Source organism: Actinopolymorpha pittospori, assembly GCF_014873875.1.
Classification (GTDB): Bacteria; Actinomycetota; Actinomycetes; order Propionibacteriales; family Actinopolymorphaceae; genus Actinopolymorpha; species Actinopolymorpha pittospori.
The window spans coordinates 201,338-216,539 of sequence record NZ_JADBEM010000001.1 but is presented as its reverse complement, the minus strand read 5'-3'; the positions used below and the strand labels follow the sequence as shown (position 1 = coordinate 216,539).

General features: G+C 67.1%; 12 protein-coding genes and 1 pseudogene. 10 read left to right on the top strand and 3 right to left on the bottom strand.

Going from position 1 to position 15,202, the window contains the following annotated elements:
* Positions 1 to 119 precede the first annotated feature (119 nt).
* Positions 120 to 734, top strand: a complete 615-nt coding sequence (locus HEB94_RS01065; protein ID WP_420481507.1) for a hypothetical protein — start codon at positions 120 to 122, stop codon at positions 732 to 734.
* Here HEB94_RS01065 and HEB94_RS01060 read toward each other — a convergent pair.
* On the bottom strand, positions 637 to 1,263 hold the full coding sequence (locus tag HEB94_RS01060) for a winged helix-turn-helix transcriptional regulator (RefSeq protein WP_337917430.1): 627 nt from the start codon (positions 1,261 to 1,263) through the stop codon (positions 637 to 639). The genes HEB94_RS01065 and HEB94_RS01060 overlap by 98 nt on opposite strands.
* A gap of 113 nt (positions 1,264 to 1,376) precedes the next feature.
* Here HEB94_RS01060 and HEB94_RS01055 point away from each other — a divergent pair, with 113 nt between their 5' ends.
* The 4 genes from HEB94_RS01055 to HEB94_RS01040 all read left to right on the top strand — a co-directional run bounded on the left by HEB94_RS01055 (position 1,377) and on the right by HEB94_RS01040 (position 6,941).
* Positions 1,377 to 2,462, top strand: a complete 1,086-nt coding sequence (locus HEB94_RS01055; protein WP_192748223.1) for a carboxymuconolactone decarboxylase family protein — start codon at positions 1,377 to 1,379, stop codon at positions 2,460 to 2,462.
* Positions 2,463 to 2,718: 256 nt separating this feature from the next.
* Positions 2,719 to 3,039: a GYD domain-containing protein gene (locus HEB94_RS01050; protein WP_192748222.1), complete on the top strand. Its 321-nt coding sequence runs from the start codon at positions 2,719 to 2,721 to the stop codon at positions 3,037 to 3,039.
* Between the two features lie 1,051 nt (positions 3,040 to 4,090).
* Positions 4,091 to 5,311, top strand: coding sequence for an IS110 family RNA-guided transposase (locus HEB94_RS01045; protein ID WP_192748221.1), 1,221 nt, complete (start codon positions 4,091 to 4,093; stop codon positions 5,309 to 5,311).
* Positions 5,312 to 6,425: 1,114 nt separating this feature from the next.
* Positions 6,426 to 6,941 (top strand): hypothetical protein, encoded by a 516-nt coding sequence (locus tag HEB94_RS01040; protein WP_192748220.1) that lies wholly within the window; start codon positions 6,426 to 6,428, stop codon positions 6,939 to 6,941.
* A 410-nt stretch (positions 6,942 to 7,351) separates the two neighbouring features.
* Here the strand turns inward: HEB94_RS01040 and HEB94_RS53220 are convergent.
* Both HEB94_RS53220 and HEB94_RS48850 read right to left on the bottom strand, forming a co-directional pair.
* A pseudogene (locus tag HEB94_RS53220) lies at positions 7,352 to 7,776 on the bottom strand (DUF6766 family protein).
* The gene (locus tag HEB94_RS48850) at positions 7,691 to 7,915 is read right to left on the bottom strand and encodes a DUF6766 family protein (RefSeq protein ID WP_202896036.1); all 225 of its coding nucleotides are present in this window, start codon (positions 7,913 to 7,915) and stop codon (positions 7,691 to 7,693) included. Before HEB94_RS48850 ends, HEB94_RS53220 begins: the two are co-directional and overlap by 86 nt.
* A gap of 431 nt (positions 7,916 to 8,346) precedes the next feature.
* Between HEB94_RS48850 and HEB94_RS01030 the strand changes: the two genes are divergently transcribed.
* The 5 genes from HEB94_RS01030 (at position 8,347) to HEB94_RS01010 (ending at position 15,114) form a co-directional block, all read left to right on the top strand.
* On the top strand, positions 8,347 to 8,919 hold the full coding sequence (locus HEB94_RS01030) for a hemerythrin domain-containing protein (RefSeq protein WP_192748219.1): 573 nt from the start codon (positions 8,347 to 8,349) through the stop codon (positions 8,917 to 8,919).
* A gap of 109 nt (positions 8,920 to 9,028) precedes the next feature.
* Positions 9,029 to 9,655: a hypothetical protein gene (locus HEB94_RS01025; protein WP_202896035.1), complete on the top strand. Its 627-nt coding sequence runs from the start codon at positions 9,029 to 9,031 to the stop codon at positions 9,653 to 9,655.
* 1,071 nt (positions 9,656 to 10,726) lie between these two features.
* Positions 10,727 to 13,084: a glycoside hydrolase family 65 protein gene (locus HEB94_RS01020; protein ID WP_192748218.1), complete on the top strand. Its 2,358-nt coding sequence runs from the start codon at positions 10,727 to 10,729 to the stop codon at positions 13,082 to 13,084.
* A 276-nt stretch (positions 13,085 to 13,360) separates the two neighbouring features.
* The gene (locus HEB94_RS01015) at positions 13,361 to 14,350 is read left to right on the top strand and encodes an ATP-dependent DNA ligase (protein ID WP_202896034.1); all 990 of its coding nucleotides are present in this window, start codon (positions 13,361 to 13,363) and stop codon (positions 14,348 to 14,350) included.
* Between the two features lie 122 nt (positions 14,351 to 14,472).
* A complete protein-coding gene (locus tag HEB94_RS01010; protein ID WP_192748217.1) occupies positions 14,473 to 15,114 on the top strand; it encodes a hypothetical protein in 642 nt (213 codons plus the stop codon).
* Positions 15,115 to 15,202 lie beyond the last annotated feature (88 nt).

Here is a 15,202-nt window from a genome sequence, read left to right as displayed (position 1 = left end):
TCGGAGCAGAAGAAATGCCTTCTGGATCGGGAGAATCTGGAGTGTCTAGGTCCTGATCCAACCCGATCCAAAAGGCACTGATAGTGAAACTACCGTATGGGTGGTCTCGGGCCACGCCGGTGTTCGATGAGCAGAACCTGGTGTCGTGTGCGGGGCTGGTGCCGGTGATGGCGTTGGCGGAGCGGGCGGGTTTGTCGGAGCTGGTGGGCGAGCGGGTCGCGATCAGGACCACGATGGTGAGGTCGGCGGCGGTGAACCCGGCGGGCAAGGTGACTTCGATCGTCGCGGGGATGGCTGCGGGTGCGGACTGTATCGATGATCTGGATGTGATCCGCTCGGGTGGGATGCGTCGGCTGTTCGACGGCGTATACGCTCGAGCGACGTTGGGCCAGTTTCTGCGCGAGTTCACCCACGGCCACACCTTGCAGCTGGCATCGGTCGCGCGGGCCCATCTGGTCAACCTCGTCCAGGCCAGCGGGCTGCTACCAGGTATCGAGGATCAGGTGTTCGTCGATATCGATTCGCTGTTGCGCCCGGTCTACGGGCACGCCAAGCAGGGCGCGAGTTTCGGGCACACCAAGATCGCCGGCCGTAGAACCAGCCCACAGAATGTCAACCAACCGTTGACGCAGGACGCTAGTCGAGCGCGAAAATGCGCTGGAACCTGGCCAGCGCGTCAGGATCGCCGTCGATCCGCGGCCGGGTGCCGCTGTCGCTCCGGGCAAGGCTCATGAAACCTTCGCGGTCGGTGTTGATCCGCACGCTCGCCCGGTCACCGGTGCCGCCGGGCAGGACTGTGAGCGTGCCGTTGCGAACCCGCACCGCGACACGTTGGCCGTCGACCTCGATGTCGTAGGTCTCGTCCACGCCAACCGCCGCCGCGGCGTGGAAGGCGGCCTCTAACCCGAGCACCAGGGCGCTGTCTGGCAGGGCATCGTGGGCGGCTTCACGCAATAATGGGCGCCCCCACCTGGCCAGTTCGAGGATGGCCGGTCGGAGTGCCCTGCCTCGCTCCGTCAGTTCGTAGACGGTCGCCGGCGTCGGCGGCGGTAGGTCACGGCGTTCGACCAGTCCGTGTGCCCGCAGTTCGCGCAGGCGCGTCGCCAGCAGGTCGGTCGCGAGGCCGGCGAGCCCTGCGCGCAGATCGGTGTATCGCTTCGGCCCGGCCAGCAGCTCTCGAATGATCAGCAGGGTCCACCGCTCGCCGAGGATGTCCAGCGCCTTGGCGAGTGGGCAGAACTGCGCGTACCGACGAGGAGACACAACCAAAGGCTAGCAAGAAGTCCCAGAAGATGTTTTACTACTTGGAAATCTTGTCTTCGCCGTCAATCTGGAGACCAGCCATGGTGATTCCGGACAGGGCGTTCCGTCGCCAGGTGCGTCATCTTGAGCTCGTCCTGGACGACACCCGCACACAGGCCGTACGACGCCAGATCAGGCGAGACGTCGGAGCGTTGGTGCCGCCGTTCCTACTTCACCTGCCCTCGCCCGCCGCGCTGTGCGCCTACTGGGCGATCGTCCGCGAGCCCACCCACGGGATCCACGTCTCACGCGCCAGGAAGGAGGCGGTCGCCGCGGCGGTGTCGGCGATCAACGCCTGCCCCTACTGCGTCGAGGTTCACACGACCGTGCTCCACGCCCTCGGCGTGGACGCCCAGGCACGTGACCTCGCGGGTGGGCGCGGGAGTGGTAGCTCGGATCCGGAACTCGACGCACTGATCGCTTGGGCGCGGGCGACACGGGATCCGGACGCAGCGATCCTGCGGCAGCCGCCCTTCGCCGACCACGAAGTAGCCGAGTTGATTGGCGTCGCGGTGAGCTACCACTACATCAACCGCATGGTGGCCCTCTTCGTCGTTCCCTCGCCGTTCCTGATTAAGTGGGCGCCGCTTAAGGCGGGATTGAGGCGGTTGGCGGTTCTGGCGTTCGCCCGCCAGACGCGTCACGACGTACGCCCCGGTGCCGCCGTCCAACTGCTGCCGCCCTCTTCACTACCTGACGACCTCGGCTGGGCTCGCGGCAACGCGGTCATCGCCGACGCGTTCGGCCGGGCCGCGGCCGCCTTCGACGCCGCCGGTGCGAACGCGCTTCCGGAACCGGTGCGGAGCATGGTCACCGAATGGGTAACGGTTTGGCGCGGCGAGGATCCTGGCCTGTCGCGTGCCTGGCTGGAGGACGCGGTCCGACCTCTCGCCACCGACCATCGGCCACTCGGCCGGCTCACCCTGCTGACCGCTCTCGCTCCCTACCAAATCGACGAGCGGCTGATCGGCGAGGCGCGCGCCCACCTCGGCCCTGCCGCAGACGAGCCGCTGGTCGCCGCCTGTGCATGGGCAAGCTTCACCGCCGCCCGCCGAGTCGGGACCTGGCTGGCCCCGCCGCGGCGTCCCCAGCCGAGGGGGCAGAAGCGGATGATCGCTAGAGCGGTGACTGCTCAGGAGAAGCGCGACCACCTGCTTTGATGGCGTGCTGGCCCATTGCATTCACACGGCGCTGACGGACTCGGGAGCGCAGGGGACGCGTAGTTCAGGGGGGTGCGCTGCAGAGCGCCGAGGAGGTTGGGCAGTCTCCGCTGCGCGCCCCTGCGAGACCCGCCCATGTCCGGGATGTGGAGGTCGTAGGTGTGACTGACCAATGACCGCTCGCAGCGTGACCGGAGCCCCGGATTCGGCGGTAGTGGACACGTAAACTGGGCGTAGGACGAAGGGAGGTGTATCGATGCCGAAATTCTTGGTGCAGGGGAGTTACACCGAGTCTGGCACGAAAGGCTTGCTTGACAAAGGTGGTAGTGCGCGCCGGTCGGCCGTCGAAGATGTCGCAAGGCAGTTGGGCTGCGTCATCGAATCCATGTATTTCGCTTTCGGATCAGACGACGTTTACACAATCATCGAGGCTCCGGACAACGCCTCGATCGCAGCCCTGAGTCTGGCCGTCGCGGCCAGTGGAACTGTCACTACGAAGACGGTCGTCCTACTGACGCCTGAGGACCTCGACGCTGCCGCGGGGAAACCCGTTTCGTTCCAGCCGCCGGGTGTCTGACCACATGCTGGTAGGTGGAGCAGTCGGGTCGACAGAAGTCTCGTCTCCAGCTCGGAGACGATCTGCGGTGCCATTCTCACCAGTCTCGACGCCGAACGGTCTGGGTGTCGTCCTCGACCACGAAGATCGCGGAGTCCTTCCAGTACGGGCGGCAACCAGGCCGGCGTGTCAGCTCCGTCGTCCGGGCCGAGGGGTCCGTGGATTGTGTTCCAGGAGGGACCCAAGGAGTTGTGAGCGTTCCTGGCCAAAGCTGGTCCGGCGTCGACCACGTCGACGGCCAGCGTGGCCCGATCCAGGTCATCAGCGTGACAAGAAGATCCTCACGCCGGACCAAATGCCGGGTCGTACATGCCGGCGCCGGACACCGACGGCTGGCCTCCGCGGGGCAGACCCCACACACGACGGCCCGCCGGGATCTCCCGGCGGGCCGTCCGTACAAGGCCGAGGGGCTGTCCGCTAATTTTTCTGCCAAAGCAGAGATGGTAGAGCCCATGTCAGGCTCGGATTGATCACCAACAGCTCGCGCACGAAGTCCCGGCTGGCCCACGACGGGGCGCTGGCCGGTCGAATGAACGTTCGTTCGTGCCAGACGTTGTCGCCTCAGGCCTCTAGACCGGCGACCAGGGATGCGTCCCACGCGCCGCGGTCCTGTTCGTCGAGGGTGACCAGCACGCCCCCGACCTCGACATCGCGCTGAAACTGACGGCGGAGGGCTCGCGACTGCCGGCGTAGGGTCGAAGTTCGTCGACCCGCCGAGCGCGTGACGCGACCGCTGCCGGCGGAGTTCGCGCGAGAGTTTCTGCCGGGAGCCTAATGAGAGTTACCGGGTCAGCCGCTGGCAGACTCGGTGCCCGGTAGCCGTCGGCAGGTGAGCACTCTCGGAGCCAGGACATGAAGTCCTATTGACAGATCGTGCCCCTGCCGGTGGTCGGGAGGATGGACCGCTGATGGGATGTCGTGCCCGCCGTCGTGTGGCGTGAGCACTTGATCATTAGGTTGCGGAGGTTCTCCCGCGGGCTGCTGATGGTGGCTGTCGAGGACGGGAGAACAGGTGCTGTTCGTCGGGGACGACTGGGCTGAGGATCATCACGACGTCGAATTGCAGGACGTGCAGGGGCGACGGCTGGCCAAGGCCCGGCTGGAGGAGGGCATTGCTGGGATCGCACGGCTGCACGAGTTGATCGGGCGGCAGTTGGATGAGAACGCCGAGGCCGACCAGGTCGTGATCGGGATCGAGACCGACAGGGGCCCGTGGGTGCAGGCGCTGATCGCGGCCGGCTACCGGGTTTATGCGATCAACCCGCTGCAGGTTGCCCGGTTCCGGGAGAGTACGTCGGTGTCGGGGGCCAAGAGCGATCCCGCCGATGCCCACACCATCGCCGACATGGTGCGCCTGCAGCATCACCAGCTACGGCCGGTTGCCGGGGACACCGCTGAGGCCGAGGCGATCAAGGTGGTCGCCCGGGCGCACAAGACGTTGATCTGGGAACGTAACCGTCACATGCTGCGGCTGCGGCACGCGCTGCGGGAGTTCTTTCCCTCTGCCCTGGCCGCGTTCGGTGATCTGGCCGGAGCTGATGCTCTCGAACTGCTGGCCAAGGCGCCCGACCCGGACTCGGCGGCCCGGTTGACGACCGCCCAGATCACCGCGGCGCTCAAGCGGGCCCGTCGCCACCATGTGGCCGACAAGGCCCAGAAGATCCGGGCGGCGCTGCGCGCCGAGCAGCTCGGTCAGCCGGCCATCGTGACGTCGGCCTACTCAGCCACCGTCCGCGCCCAAGCGGCCATCCTGACCACGCTGAATGAGCAGATCAAGAGCATGCAGGAGCAGGTGGAAGCACATTTTGGGCGGCACCCGGACGCTGAGATCATCGTGTCTCAGCCCGGTCTGGGCATGATCCTCGGTGCCCGGGTGCTTGCCGAGTTCGGTGACGACCCCGACCGCTACGCCAGCGCCAAAGCCCGCAAGAACTACGCCGGGACCAGCCCGATCACCCGCGCCTCCGGCAGGAAGCATGTCGTCACGGCCAGATACGTCCACAACGACCGCCTCATCGACGCGCTCGGCCGCCAGGCCTACGCCGCGATGATCTGCTCGCCCGGTTCCCGCGCCTACTACGACCAGCAGCGAGCCCGCGGCCTCGGCCACCACGCCGCCGTCCGCCAGCTCGCCAACCGGCTGGTCGGCATCCTGCACGGCTGCCTCAGGACCGGCACCACGTACGACGAAGCGACCGCATGGTCACATCGCACGGAACAAGTCGCTGCTTGACAACTTTCGACTTGGGATGTCTGTCAGACCCAGAGCGAGGCGTTCGTAGCAGGGTGAGTCACCCTCAGCGCGGCAACCCGGCCAGGCTGGGGCGGAGGCGATCATCGATTCCCACCAAAGAGGCGTACCCACGCGCGGTTCTCAGGCGCAATCCTGCTCAACCGCGCGGCGAGTGCGCAACTCCACCGCTCGCTTACGCAGTCGTTGGGCGATCTTTCGCATCCGCACCATTTCGAACTTCCTGGCATCCAGACGCCAGATCAACCGCGTTTCAACGCGCTACCAGCGCTGGATGCTGGCGGGGACGTCAAGGAACGCGGCGAGCAGCGCTGCCGGGCTCACGGACCCAGAGTCTGCCTCCTGTACGGCGGTGCGCCGGTCGTGACCGGCATCTGGGCCTCTGTGCGATGGTGGAGGTGACCGTCATGGTGCTTCCGACTTCGGGATGTCTGCTACCTGAAGGGCAGTCAAGGATGAGTGACCTTGCTGGGTTCCTGGTGGCCCGCTTCGCCGAGGACAGCGAGCGGGCTGGTTACGTCCATCACGAGACGTGCGAGACCTTTGACGAAGTGTCAACGCCGCTGTCGCCGCCGGCATGTGACTGTGGCATGCCGCCGAAGGCGATGGTGGACATTGGGCGAAACGGCAGGTTGTCGCCGAGTACGAACGCGCTCGTGCGCAGGTCGCATCGAGCTCTGGATCGCCCAATGACGAACTACGCGGGCTCATTACCGCGATGAGATGCCCTGCCCTACAAGGCGAGCGCTGGGTATTGCGCGGGGTGGGATGTGCCTGGAGCTTCGCGCTGAACGGCGACCTGCACCAGAGTGCTGGGACCCCGGGGCTGCCTCGCCTCGTGGATCAGGTGCCACCACACATGTCGGGTACGGACGGGGGACGAACGCACCGCAGCCGGTGGCAGGGCCCGCCGAGCCGGAGGTGATGATCAACCGTTGTGGACGACGGGACTCAGGCAGACGCTTGCACCGACGTCCGGTCCACCGCCAGCTTGGGGTGAGGATTTCATGCGCCGCTCCCTTCCATGGCCACCGGCCCCCGACTGGGGCGCCGTCCTCGACCTCGAACGGCCAGCAACAGGGAAGGAAGGGCCATCATGGTCATGTGGGCCGCACGTGTCGAGTGGTACGAGGCCGGCGAGACGACCGCCAATGGTCTCGCCACGATCGCCGAGACGCTCGAGCCGCACCGCGCCGCGGTCGGACGCGAGCTGGAGCCGGACCGCGCATCGGCGTGTCTGGTCGTCGAGTCGAACACCCTGCGCCAAGCCGTCGACCTCGCGATGCGCCTGGTGCGTGACGCTGTTCAGGAAGCTGGCCGGCGCTTCAATCCGCTCGGCGTCGAGGTCCTCGACGAGGAGACCTTCGTCGCACGGGTCGCCAAGCCCAGCATCCCAGCGCTTGTCGGGGACGCAGAGATCGCCGAGATCGCCGATGTCTCCCGCCAGCGCGCCCACGAGCTCGCCACCCTGCAGGGGTTCCCGCCGGCGGTCGTCGAGACTCTGTCTGGTCCATTGCGGGTCCGGTCCCAGGTGGAGGAATGGCTGTCGAAGTGGAAGCGGAAGCCCGAGCGGCCGCGCAAGGCGAGCGAGCCCTCCCAGCCGAGGCCGTAAGTCACGCCACGGCGGGCGTATCGCTGGCGTGGTCTCAGCCATCGCATGGTGCCTACAGTAACCGCGGAGCAGGGGTCCAGCGGTGCAGGGCGAGACCTGTTCGAGCTCCCGGCGGGCCCCCCACGATAGCGCCGGTGCAGCCCACTTCCAGGAGCGCGAGGCTACACCGGTCCTTCGTTCCCCGGCCTCCACCATTTGCTCGCGGTGTCGACGCCCACCGTCGGCTTCGACGGCGTGTCGTGCCGGGTATCGTCCTGCTCGCTTCGTGCCAACGGGCGCAACCCGCTACATGCGCGACTTCTCATCAACTGATCGGTGACTGCTCCTGCCGAGGATGACCGTGCGGGGGCCTGGGTCCCCCGCCGGAAAGGTCGATCATCTCGCCGGCTACGGACCCGCCATTTCCTTTGTCAGCCGGTGCTGCCGGTGCCGTCGTGCGGCATGCCGACAGGCTTGGACTCAGGTGAGCCGCGCTCACGCAGGAAGACGGCCAACACGGCCATCGACACCAACCCGAGGAGTCGGACTGCCAGTTCTGCAGGGTGCGGTTCCAGAAGTCGGGAGCAAGAAGATACTGCGACCAGGAGATCGGTGCCTGCAACTGACCGAGCTGCTGTTCGTTGTAGGCCACCACGCCGGTGACGGACTGGGCTAACCATGAGGCGAGGAAGAGCAAGGCCATGGTCAGTCCGAGGGAGTGGGAGTAGATCCCCAATCTGAAGCCGCGGTCCTTGGCCCACCTCGGCGATTCAGTGCGGGCGTAGGGGGCCGACCTCTTGTTCTCTGTCGCTTTGCGGACCGGCGTCCTCGGCCGGTTTGGACTCCGGCGACCCACGCTGGACGAGCCAGACTGTCCCGACGATGTAGAGGAAGAACTGGAGATACTCCGACTGCCAGTTCTCCGTCACGTCGACGCCGAAGTCCGAGGAGGTGACATACGCGCCCAGCGAGATCTGCTGCAGCCCTTCCGCCACCTGCTATTCGTTGAAATCGGCCAGGCCAACGAACGCCTGCGCCACCAGGTGGTGTTGGGAGAAGCACTAGAATTCACGGAACCACACGGGGTCAGTTTTCGCGAAGCGTTGACAGCTACCGGGCATAAGGAGTCAACGTATCGGTTCCACGGCGCGCCAGGTCCAGGATTCGCCTCGAACTCCCTGCAGAGATTTCTGGCGTCCCTAGGGATTCACCAAGCCAGTGAGGATCTACTCATGCGATGGCGCCTTGACGGTCCTTGGCCCGGCGTGGGCGGGCTAGCAAGTAGAGCTAAGCGTCTCGCGGGTCTATCGTGAGAGGGCTTGCGATGCACATCCGCATGGGTACTGCGGTAAGCGTCGAGGCAAGAAGAGGTAGTGCATGAGGAGGACGGAGCGACCGTAACGGCTGCCGAGAAAGGATCGTGTACATGGCAGGCACGACAGATCAGGATGTCATCGAGTTGCTTCTTGTGCAGCATGAGCAGATCAGGGCCCTGATCACCCAGGTGAGGACCGAGACGGGTGATGTCAAGCGGGAGAGCTTCGAGGACTTGCTGCGCCTGCTCGCGGTGCATGAGACTGCCGAGGAAGAGGTCGTCCACCCGACGGCCCGCCGTAAGATCGCCAATGGCGAGCGGGTGGTGGATGCTCGGCTGAACGAGGAGTCGCAGGCCAAGGACGAGCTCTCGGAGCTGTATGACCTTGGAGTGGACCACTCGGAGTTCGACACACGGTTTGCGGCGTTGGCCGACGCGGTGGAGAAGCATGCCTCGCACGAGGAGAGTGAAGAGTTCCCCGGACTACGTCGGGAGCTTCCCGCCGATGACCTGCAGAAGATGGCAGGCGCCGTGCGGGCGGCGGAGGCCGTCGCTCCCACCCGGCCCCATCCAGCCGCGGGTGAATCCGCAGTAGCCCAGATGCTCCTTGGACCGCCGGTCGCAGTCTTCGACCGGGTGCGGGACGCTTTCCGCGACTGGGGAAAGACAAACAAAGGATCATAGTCGCTCAGTCCATTCACGGATCTCATGACGCTCGTGTGTTGACCACGAAGCAGCGGGCGCTGTCAGATACGGAAGTCTTCGCCAGCTTGGCGCAGTGCGAGGAGGAACTATGTCAGACCGCAACACTGTCCTGCGCGCGATGCACGATCTTGGCTTGGCGGCATGGTTCGGGGGCTCGATGATGGGTGCCGCCGCGCTCAATCCGGCGGCCGAAGAACTGCCTACCCAGACAGATACGGCTCGTATGGCCAGCTCGGGATGGTCCAAATGGACCCCGATCAACGCCGTGGCCATCGGTATCCACCTCATCGGCGGCGCTGGACTCGCCATGGCGAACCGACAGCGGATTGGCGCACAGAAGGGTGTACTCGCTTCCACGATCGGCAAGACCGTCCTCACGTGCGCCGCACTGGGAGCAACTGCCTACGCCCGAGCGCTGGGAAAGAAGATCGAGAAAGCGAGCTCGCCTGACTCGGAGAAGGCGGAGAAGGCAGATCCGCGGTCGGTAGGAACCGCGCAAAGGCAGTTGCGTATTGTCAAGTGGACGATCCCGGTGCTGACGGGCGCGATCGAGGTTCTCAACGCACTGCATGGCGAACAGCAGCGCCCATCCCAGCAGGTCAGCGGCGTAGCCCGACGGCTGTTCTCCGGTCTGACACCATCCGTACCGTCATGGCCCACGTGGTTTCCCGGCGAACACCGCCCAGCCATGAGACGGATGACCCGTCCCTGCTAGCCAACGTCCGCCTTACTCACGGGCAGTCTCGGAGCCCCTCCCCGAGCGTCAAGCTGCCGATCGAGCGCGACCCACACCACGATTGTCAAGCCGTTGGTCCCTGGTGCGGCGGTCGCGTGGCAGCTTGCATCGAGTTCTGGATCGCCCAGCGATGAACTAGCGGGCTCATAACGGCGATGAGATGCCTTGCCCTGCATTACAAGACGCACACTGAGTATTGCGGGGTGGGATGTGCGCGGGGCTGCGCTATGAACGGCTGCGGCCTGCACCAGGTGCTGCTGGGCCCTGGTGCAGGCCACATCGTGGATGAGGTGCCCACCTCAATTATGCCGGGTACGGACGCATGCACCGCGACAGGTGACGGAGCCCGCCGAGCCGGAGATGATGATCGAACCTTGACGACGGGCCCTGTCAGACAATTCCACGGACGTCTGGTCCTCTCACCTCATTTGTGGTGAGGATCTGCTCATGCATCGTGCCTTGCCTGATCACGCCTGGAGGGAATCCCTCCGGCGGTCGCGGAGTCTCAGCCCGGGCCGTCGCGCGTCCGGCCCCATGTCAAGAGGTGGGTGTCGACGTGGACGTGACGAGCAACAGGGGCGACCACGGCTCGCCTGCGCGTCGGTCAGATGCGTGGGGCGGCCCGCGTAATGGAGGCGGCCGATGTCAGAGGTGGCCCGGCCAAGCAGCAGTGCCGATGGCCGGTGGAGCGCGCTTTGTCGTCGAAGAGCCGAATGTGGTCATCGATGCCGTTGCTCTGATCGACTGGACCCTCCTCGCCCACCGCTGATCTACCATCGCAGGGTCACTGGCGATCCGCGCCGAGCGGGGCAGGCTTACCCGTCGGTCCTGGGTGGCGCGGGTCTTTTGTTGCCTGCAGGTAGCGCGTGCCCGTGCCTACCGTGATGCCACGACCTGGCCTCGCTCGCCATGGCAGTGGAGGTCTCATATTCAGGTACGTCGTGGGCGTGGACGGGCGGTCCAGGCCGACGAGCTACGTGCGCACGGTGCCGACATCGTGGTGCAGGACCCCGACGACGTCTTGGACCGAGCTGAATCGGAGACCAAGCGATGATCACGCATCCGGCGTTTTCGCCCGAGCCATGGGACATCCGTGAACGCGGTCTCGACCTCTCCGTGCTGGCGCAGTCGGAGTCGGTGTTCGCGCTGTCCAACGGCAACATCGGGCTGCGCGGCAACCTCGACGAGGGCGAGCCGCACGGGCTTCCGGGCACCTACCTGAACTCGGTGTTCGAGTTCCGGCCTCTGCCGTACGCCGAGGCCGGCTACGGCTTCCCGGAGTCGGGCCAGAGTGTCATCGACGTGACTAACGGCAAGCTGATCCGGCTGTTGGTCGAAGACGAACCGTTCGACGTGCGCTACGGCGAGCTGGGCGCTCACGAGCGGGTGCTGTCGCTGCGCGACGGCGTGCTGCGCCGTACCGCGGACTGGGTCTCCCCGTCGGGTCACTGCATGCAGATCTCCTCGGCGCGGCTGGTGTCGTTCACCCAGCGCGCGACCGCCGCGATCGCGTACGAGGTGCGGCCGGTTGACGCGCCGCTGCACATCGTGCTCCAGTCCGAACTCGTGGCCAACGAGCAGCTACCAGCGACGTCGGCAGACCCGCGGGCGGCGGCCGCCCTCGAATCACCGCTGCAACCCGAACAGCACATCGCGCACGACGCGCGTGCACGACTGGTGCACTGCACGCGGGCCAGCGGGCGCCGGATCGGCGCGGCGATGGACCATACGGTGCACTGCCCCGCGAATGTACGAACAGAAATCGAGTGCTCGCCGGACACCGCTCGCTTCACGCTCACCACCCGGCTGGCGCGTGGAGAGTCGCTGCGGGTGGTGAAGTTCCTGGCGTACGGCTGGTCCAGCATGCGGTCGATCCCGGCGATCTCGGCGCAGGTGGAGGCGGCGCTGACGCTGGCGCGGGAGAGCGGCTGGGAGGGCCTGCTGGCCGAGCAGCGGCAGTACCTCGACGACTACTGGGCCCGCGCCGACGTCGACCTCGATGGCGACCCGGAGGTACAGCAGGCGGTCCGGTTCGCCCTGTTCCAGGTACTGCAGGCCAGCGCCCGGGCCGAGCGCCGGCCGATCCCCGCCAAGGGATTGACCGGTCCCGGCTACGACGGTCACGTGTTCTGGGACACCGAGTCGTTCGTGCTGCCGACGCTGACCTACACCACCCCGCACGCCGCCGCCGATGCGCTGCGGTGGCGGCACCTGACGCTGCCGGCCGCCCGGCAGCGGGCTCGGCAGCTCACGCTCGACGGCGCAACCTTCGCGTGGCGCACGATCAACGGCGAGGAAAGCTCCGGATACTGGCCGGCCGGCACGGCCGCGCTCCACATCAACGCCGACGTCGCCGACGCGGTGATCCGGCTGGTGCAGGCGACCGGCGACGAGGCGTTCGAGCGGACGGCCGCGTTGCCGCTGCTCGTGGAGACCGCCCGGCTGTGGGCCTCGCAGGGCTTCCACCACGTCGACGGGAGCTTCCGGATCGACGGCGTCACCGGCCCTGACGAATACAGTGCCCTCGCCAACAACAACGTCTACACCAACATGATGGCGCAGCGGAATCTGCGGGGCGCGGCCGAGGCCGCGGAGCGCCACCCAGACGAGGCGGCCGGATTGGGAGTGACCGGCGACGAGATCGCCGCCTGGGCGCGGGCCGCCGACGCGATGTTCGTGCCCTACGACGACAAGCTCGGCGTACATCCACAGGCGGAGCAGTTCACCGACCTCGCGGTCTGGGACTTCGCGCAGACCCGCCCCGACCAGTACCCGCTGATGCTGCACTTCCCGTATCTGCAGCTGTACCGCAAGCAGGTGGTCAAGCAGGCCGACCTGGTGATGGCGCTGTTCAAGCGCGGCGACGCGTTCACCGCCGACGAGAAGGCCCGCGACTTCGCGTACTACGAGCCGCTGACCGTCCGCGACTCGTCGCTGTCGGCCTGCATCCAGGCAGTGCTCGCCGCTGAAGTCGGGCACCTCGATCTCGCCTACGACTACCTGGGCGAAGCCGCCCGGATGGACCTCGACGACCTCGAACACAACACGCGTGACGGGCTGCACATCGCATCGCTGGCCGGCGCCTGGCTCACGCTCGTGGCCGGCTTCGGCGGCATGCGCGACAGCGGCGGGTCACTGACGTTCGCTCCACGTCTGCCCGCGCCGCTGACCCGCCTCACCTTCAGCGTGCTGTGGCACGGGCAGAGATTATGCGTGAATATCAACAAAACCAACGCAACGTACTCGCTGGAGGGTGATGCCTCGGTCGAGCTCGCCCACCACGGTCGGACGTTCCAGTTGACGGCCGGCGAGCCCGTCACAAACCCCATCCCTCCGGCCGCACCCGGTCCACGACCCAGCCAACCGCCGGGCCGCGAACCCGTCCGTCACCGACCCGGCCGCGCGTAGCCCTCTGCGTCCGCCGGACCCGCCCATGGGGGAGGTGGGCGGGGCGGGCCCGTCGGAACGGCACTCAGGACGCTGGGGCAATAGGCCGGCCGGGGCCGCCGCACGCGGCCCGGCCGACCCACCTGTGCGGTTCCGGCCGCTTCCGGCCGCACAAGCTGCGAAACGCGAATGCCCCGCCGAGAGTTCCCGGTCGTCAGCTGCGGGCCCGTTGGTGCCGTTTGCACAGGCGGCGCCGTACGGTGGTGCGGTCAGACCGCATCACCTGAAGGTCCCGCAGTGCGCATCACAGGGCCGATCGTGCCCATGCTCGCCAAGAGCATCGACCGGTTACCTCGCTCACCTGCCGGTGGCCTCCGCTACGAACCGAAGTTCGACGGGTACCGCGCGCTCGCCACAATCCGGGCAGACAGCTCCGTACAGATCCATTCCCGCCGCGGCACACCACTCGACGACGCCTTCCCCGAGCTGGTGGGCGCGCTGTACGCCTACCTGCCTGCAGGGACGGTCGTTGACGGGGAGATCGTCTGCTGGGTCGGGGGACGGCTCGACTTCAACCGTTTGCAGCGCCGCTATGCCCAGCGCCGTCATGCCGGCGAGCTCGCGGTCACCCAGCCTGTCCACCTGGTCGTCTTCGACGTGCTCGAGACGGCGCAGGACGGTGATCTCCGCCGCCGTCCGCTTCGAGAGCGGCGTGCCGTGCTGGAGCGGCTGTTCCGTCGGATCCCCGCCCGGTCGCCGCTGACCCTGGCCATGCAGACATCGGACCCGGCGGTGGCTGCGGAGTGGTTCGACACGATGGCTGTCGCCGGTGTCGAGGGGCTGGTGATCAAGCCGGCGAACAGCCCGTACGTCTCCGGCGCGCGGGTGTGGCTGAAGTACAAGTCGCGGCAGACCACCGACGCCGTGATCGGCGGGGTCACCGGCAGCCTCCACCGGCCGGCGGCACTGCTGCTCGGCCGATACGCCTCCGACACCGGCCGACTCCACTACGCGGGCCGGACCACTCACCTGACCGATGCGCAGGCCGCCACGGTCGCGCCGCTGCTGGTCGCTGCGATCGGCGGCCACCCGTGGCCGGCGCAACTCACCGTGAACTGGCGGTCCAAGCCGACCGGCTACCACCAGGTCGCCCCACTCGTCGTGGTGGAGATCCGCGCCGACATCGCCACCGACCAGGGACGGCGGTGGCGGCACGCCGTCCGCATGCTGCGCGTGCGCGACATCGCACCCAACGAGGTGCCGTTCGACCTCGACCTGGAGGCGTGAGCCGCACGCCGCGACGTAAGCGGTGATCGTTGCTAGGTTCCTTCGGCGGCCCCGGATTCGCCGCAGCGTGACCGGGGCCGCACCGGCTTCCTTCGAACGTCTGTTCGAGTAAGAATGCGGGTGTGGGGCAGCAGCGCAGGTACGGGAAGCAGGGCGTGGACGGGTATGAGGTGCCGACCGGAGGGCGCCGGCAGCAGCTCGAGGTCGCTGTGCAGGCGATCTACGATCACGTGCGACGGACCGGGCAGGCTGGGATCTACTCCGGTGACGGGACCTGGCGCGCAGCCGCCACCGACCAGCTGCTCGCCCCGATGCTCGAGGGGCCGGACCGGATACGCCGCGGCGAGCGCGTCGACGGCACTGACACCATCCTCGCCGCCCATCCCACCGAGACCCGTGAGGACATCCAGGACCGGCTGTACCGGTCCCGGCACTACGCCTCACCCCGCATGCTCACCCGCCACCGCATCGCCGAGGTCCTCTACGCAGGCATCGGCGCCGGCCTGCTCGAGCCCGTACCAGCCGCCCAGGTCGACGACACCGTGGACCTGGTGCTCCAAGCGATGGCACACGGTCGACTACATCCGCGGATGCTCGCCGCAAACGGCCAGGGCCTACGCCAGTGGCTGGGGCTACCGGCCGGCGAATGGACCGCAGCCGCCGAAGAAGCAGCGAAGCGAGGTCGCGCCATGTGCACAGCGCCAGGTGTCAAACCCCCGGCGGGCGAACGCAAAGAGTACGACGAGCACAAATGGGTGCTCTGACCGGATCAACATGGGCGCAGGCCCCGCCCTCTCCCCGGCGGACGCCGGGGCCGCGTCTTGACGCCGCCTGGACGGGCTCGGCCTTGTG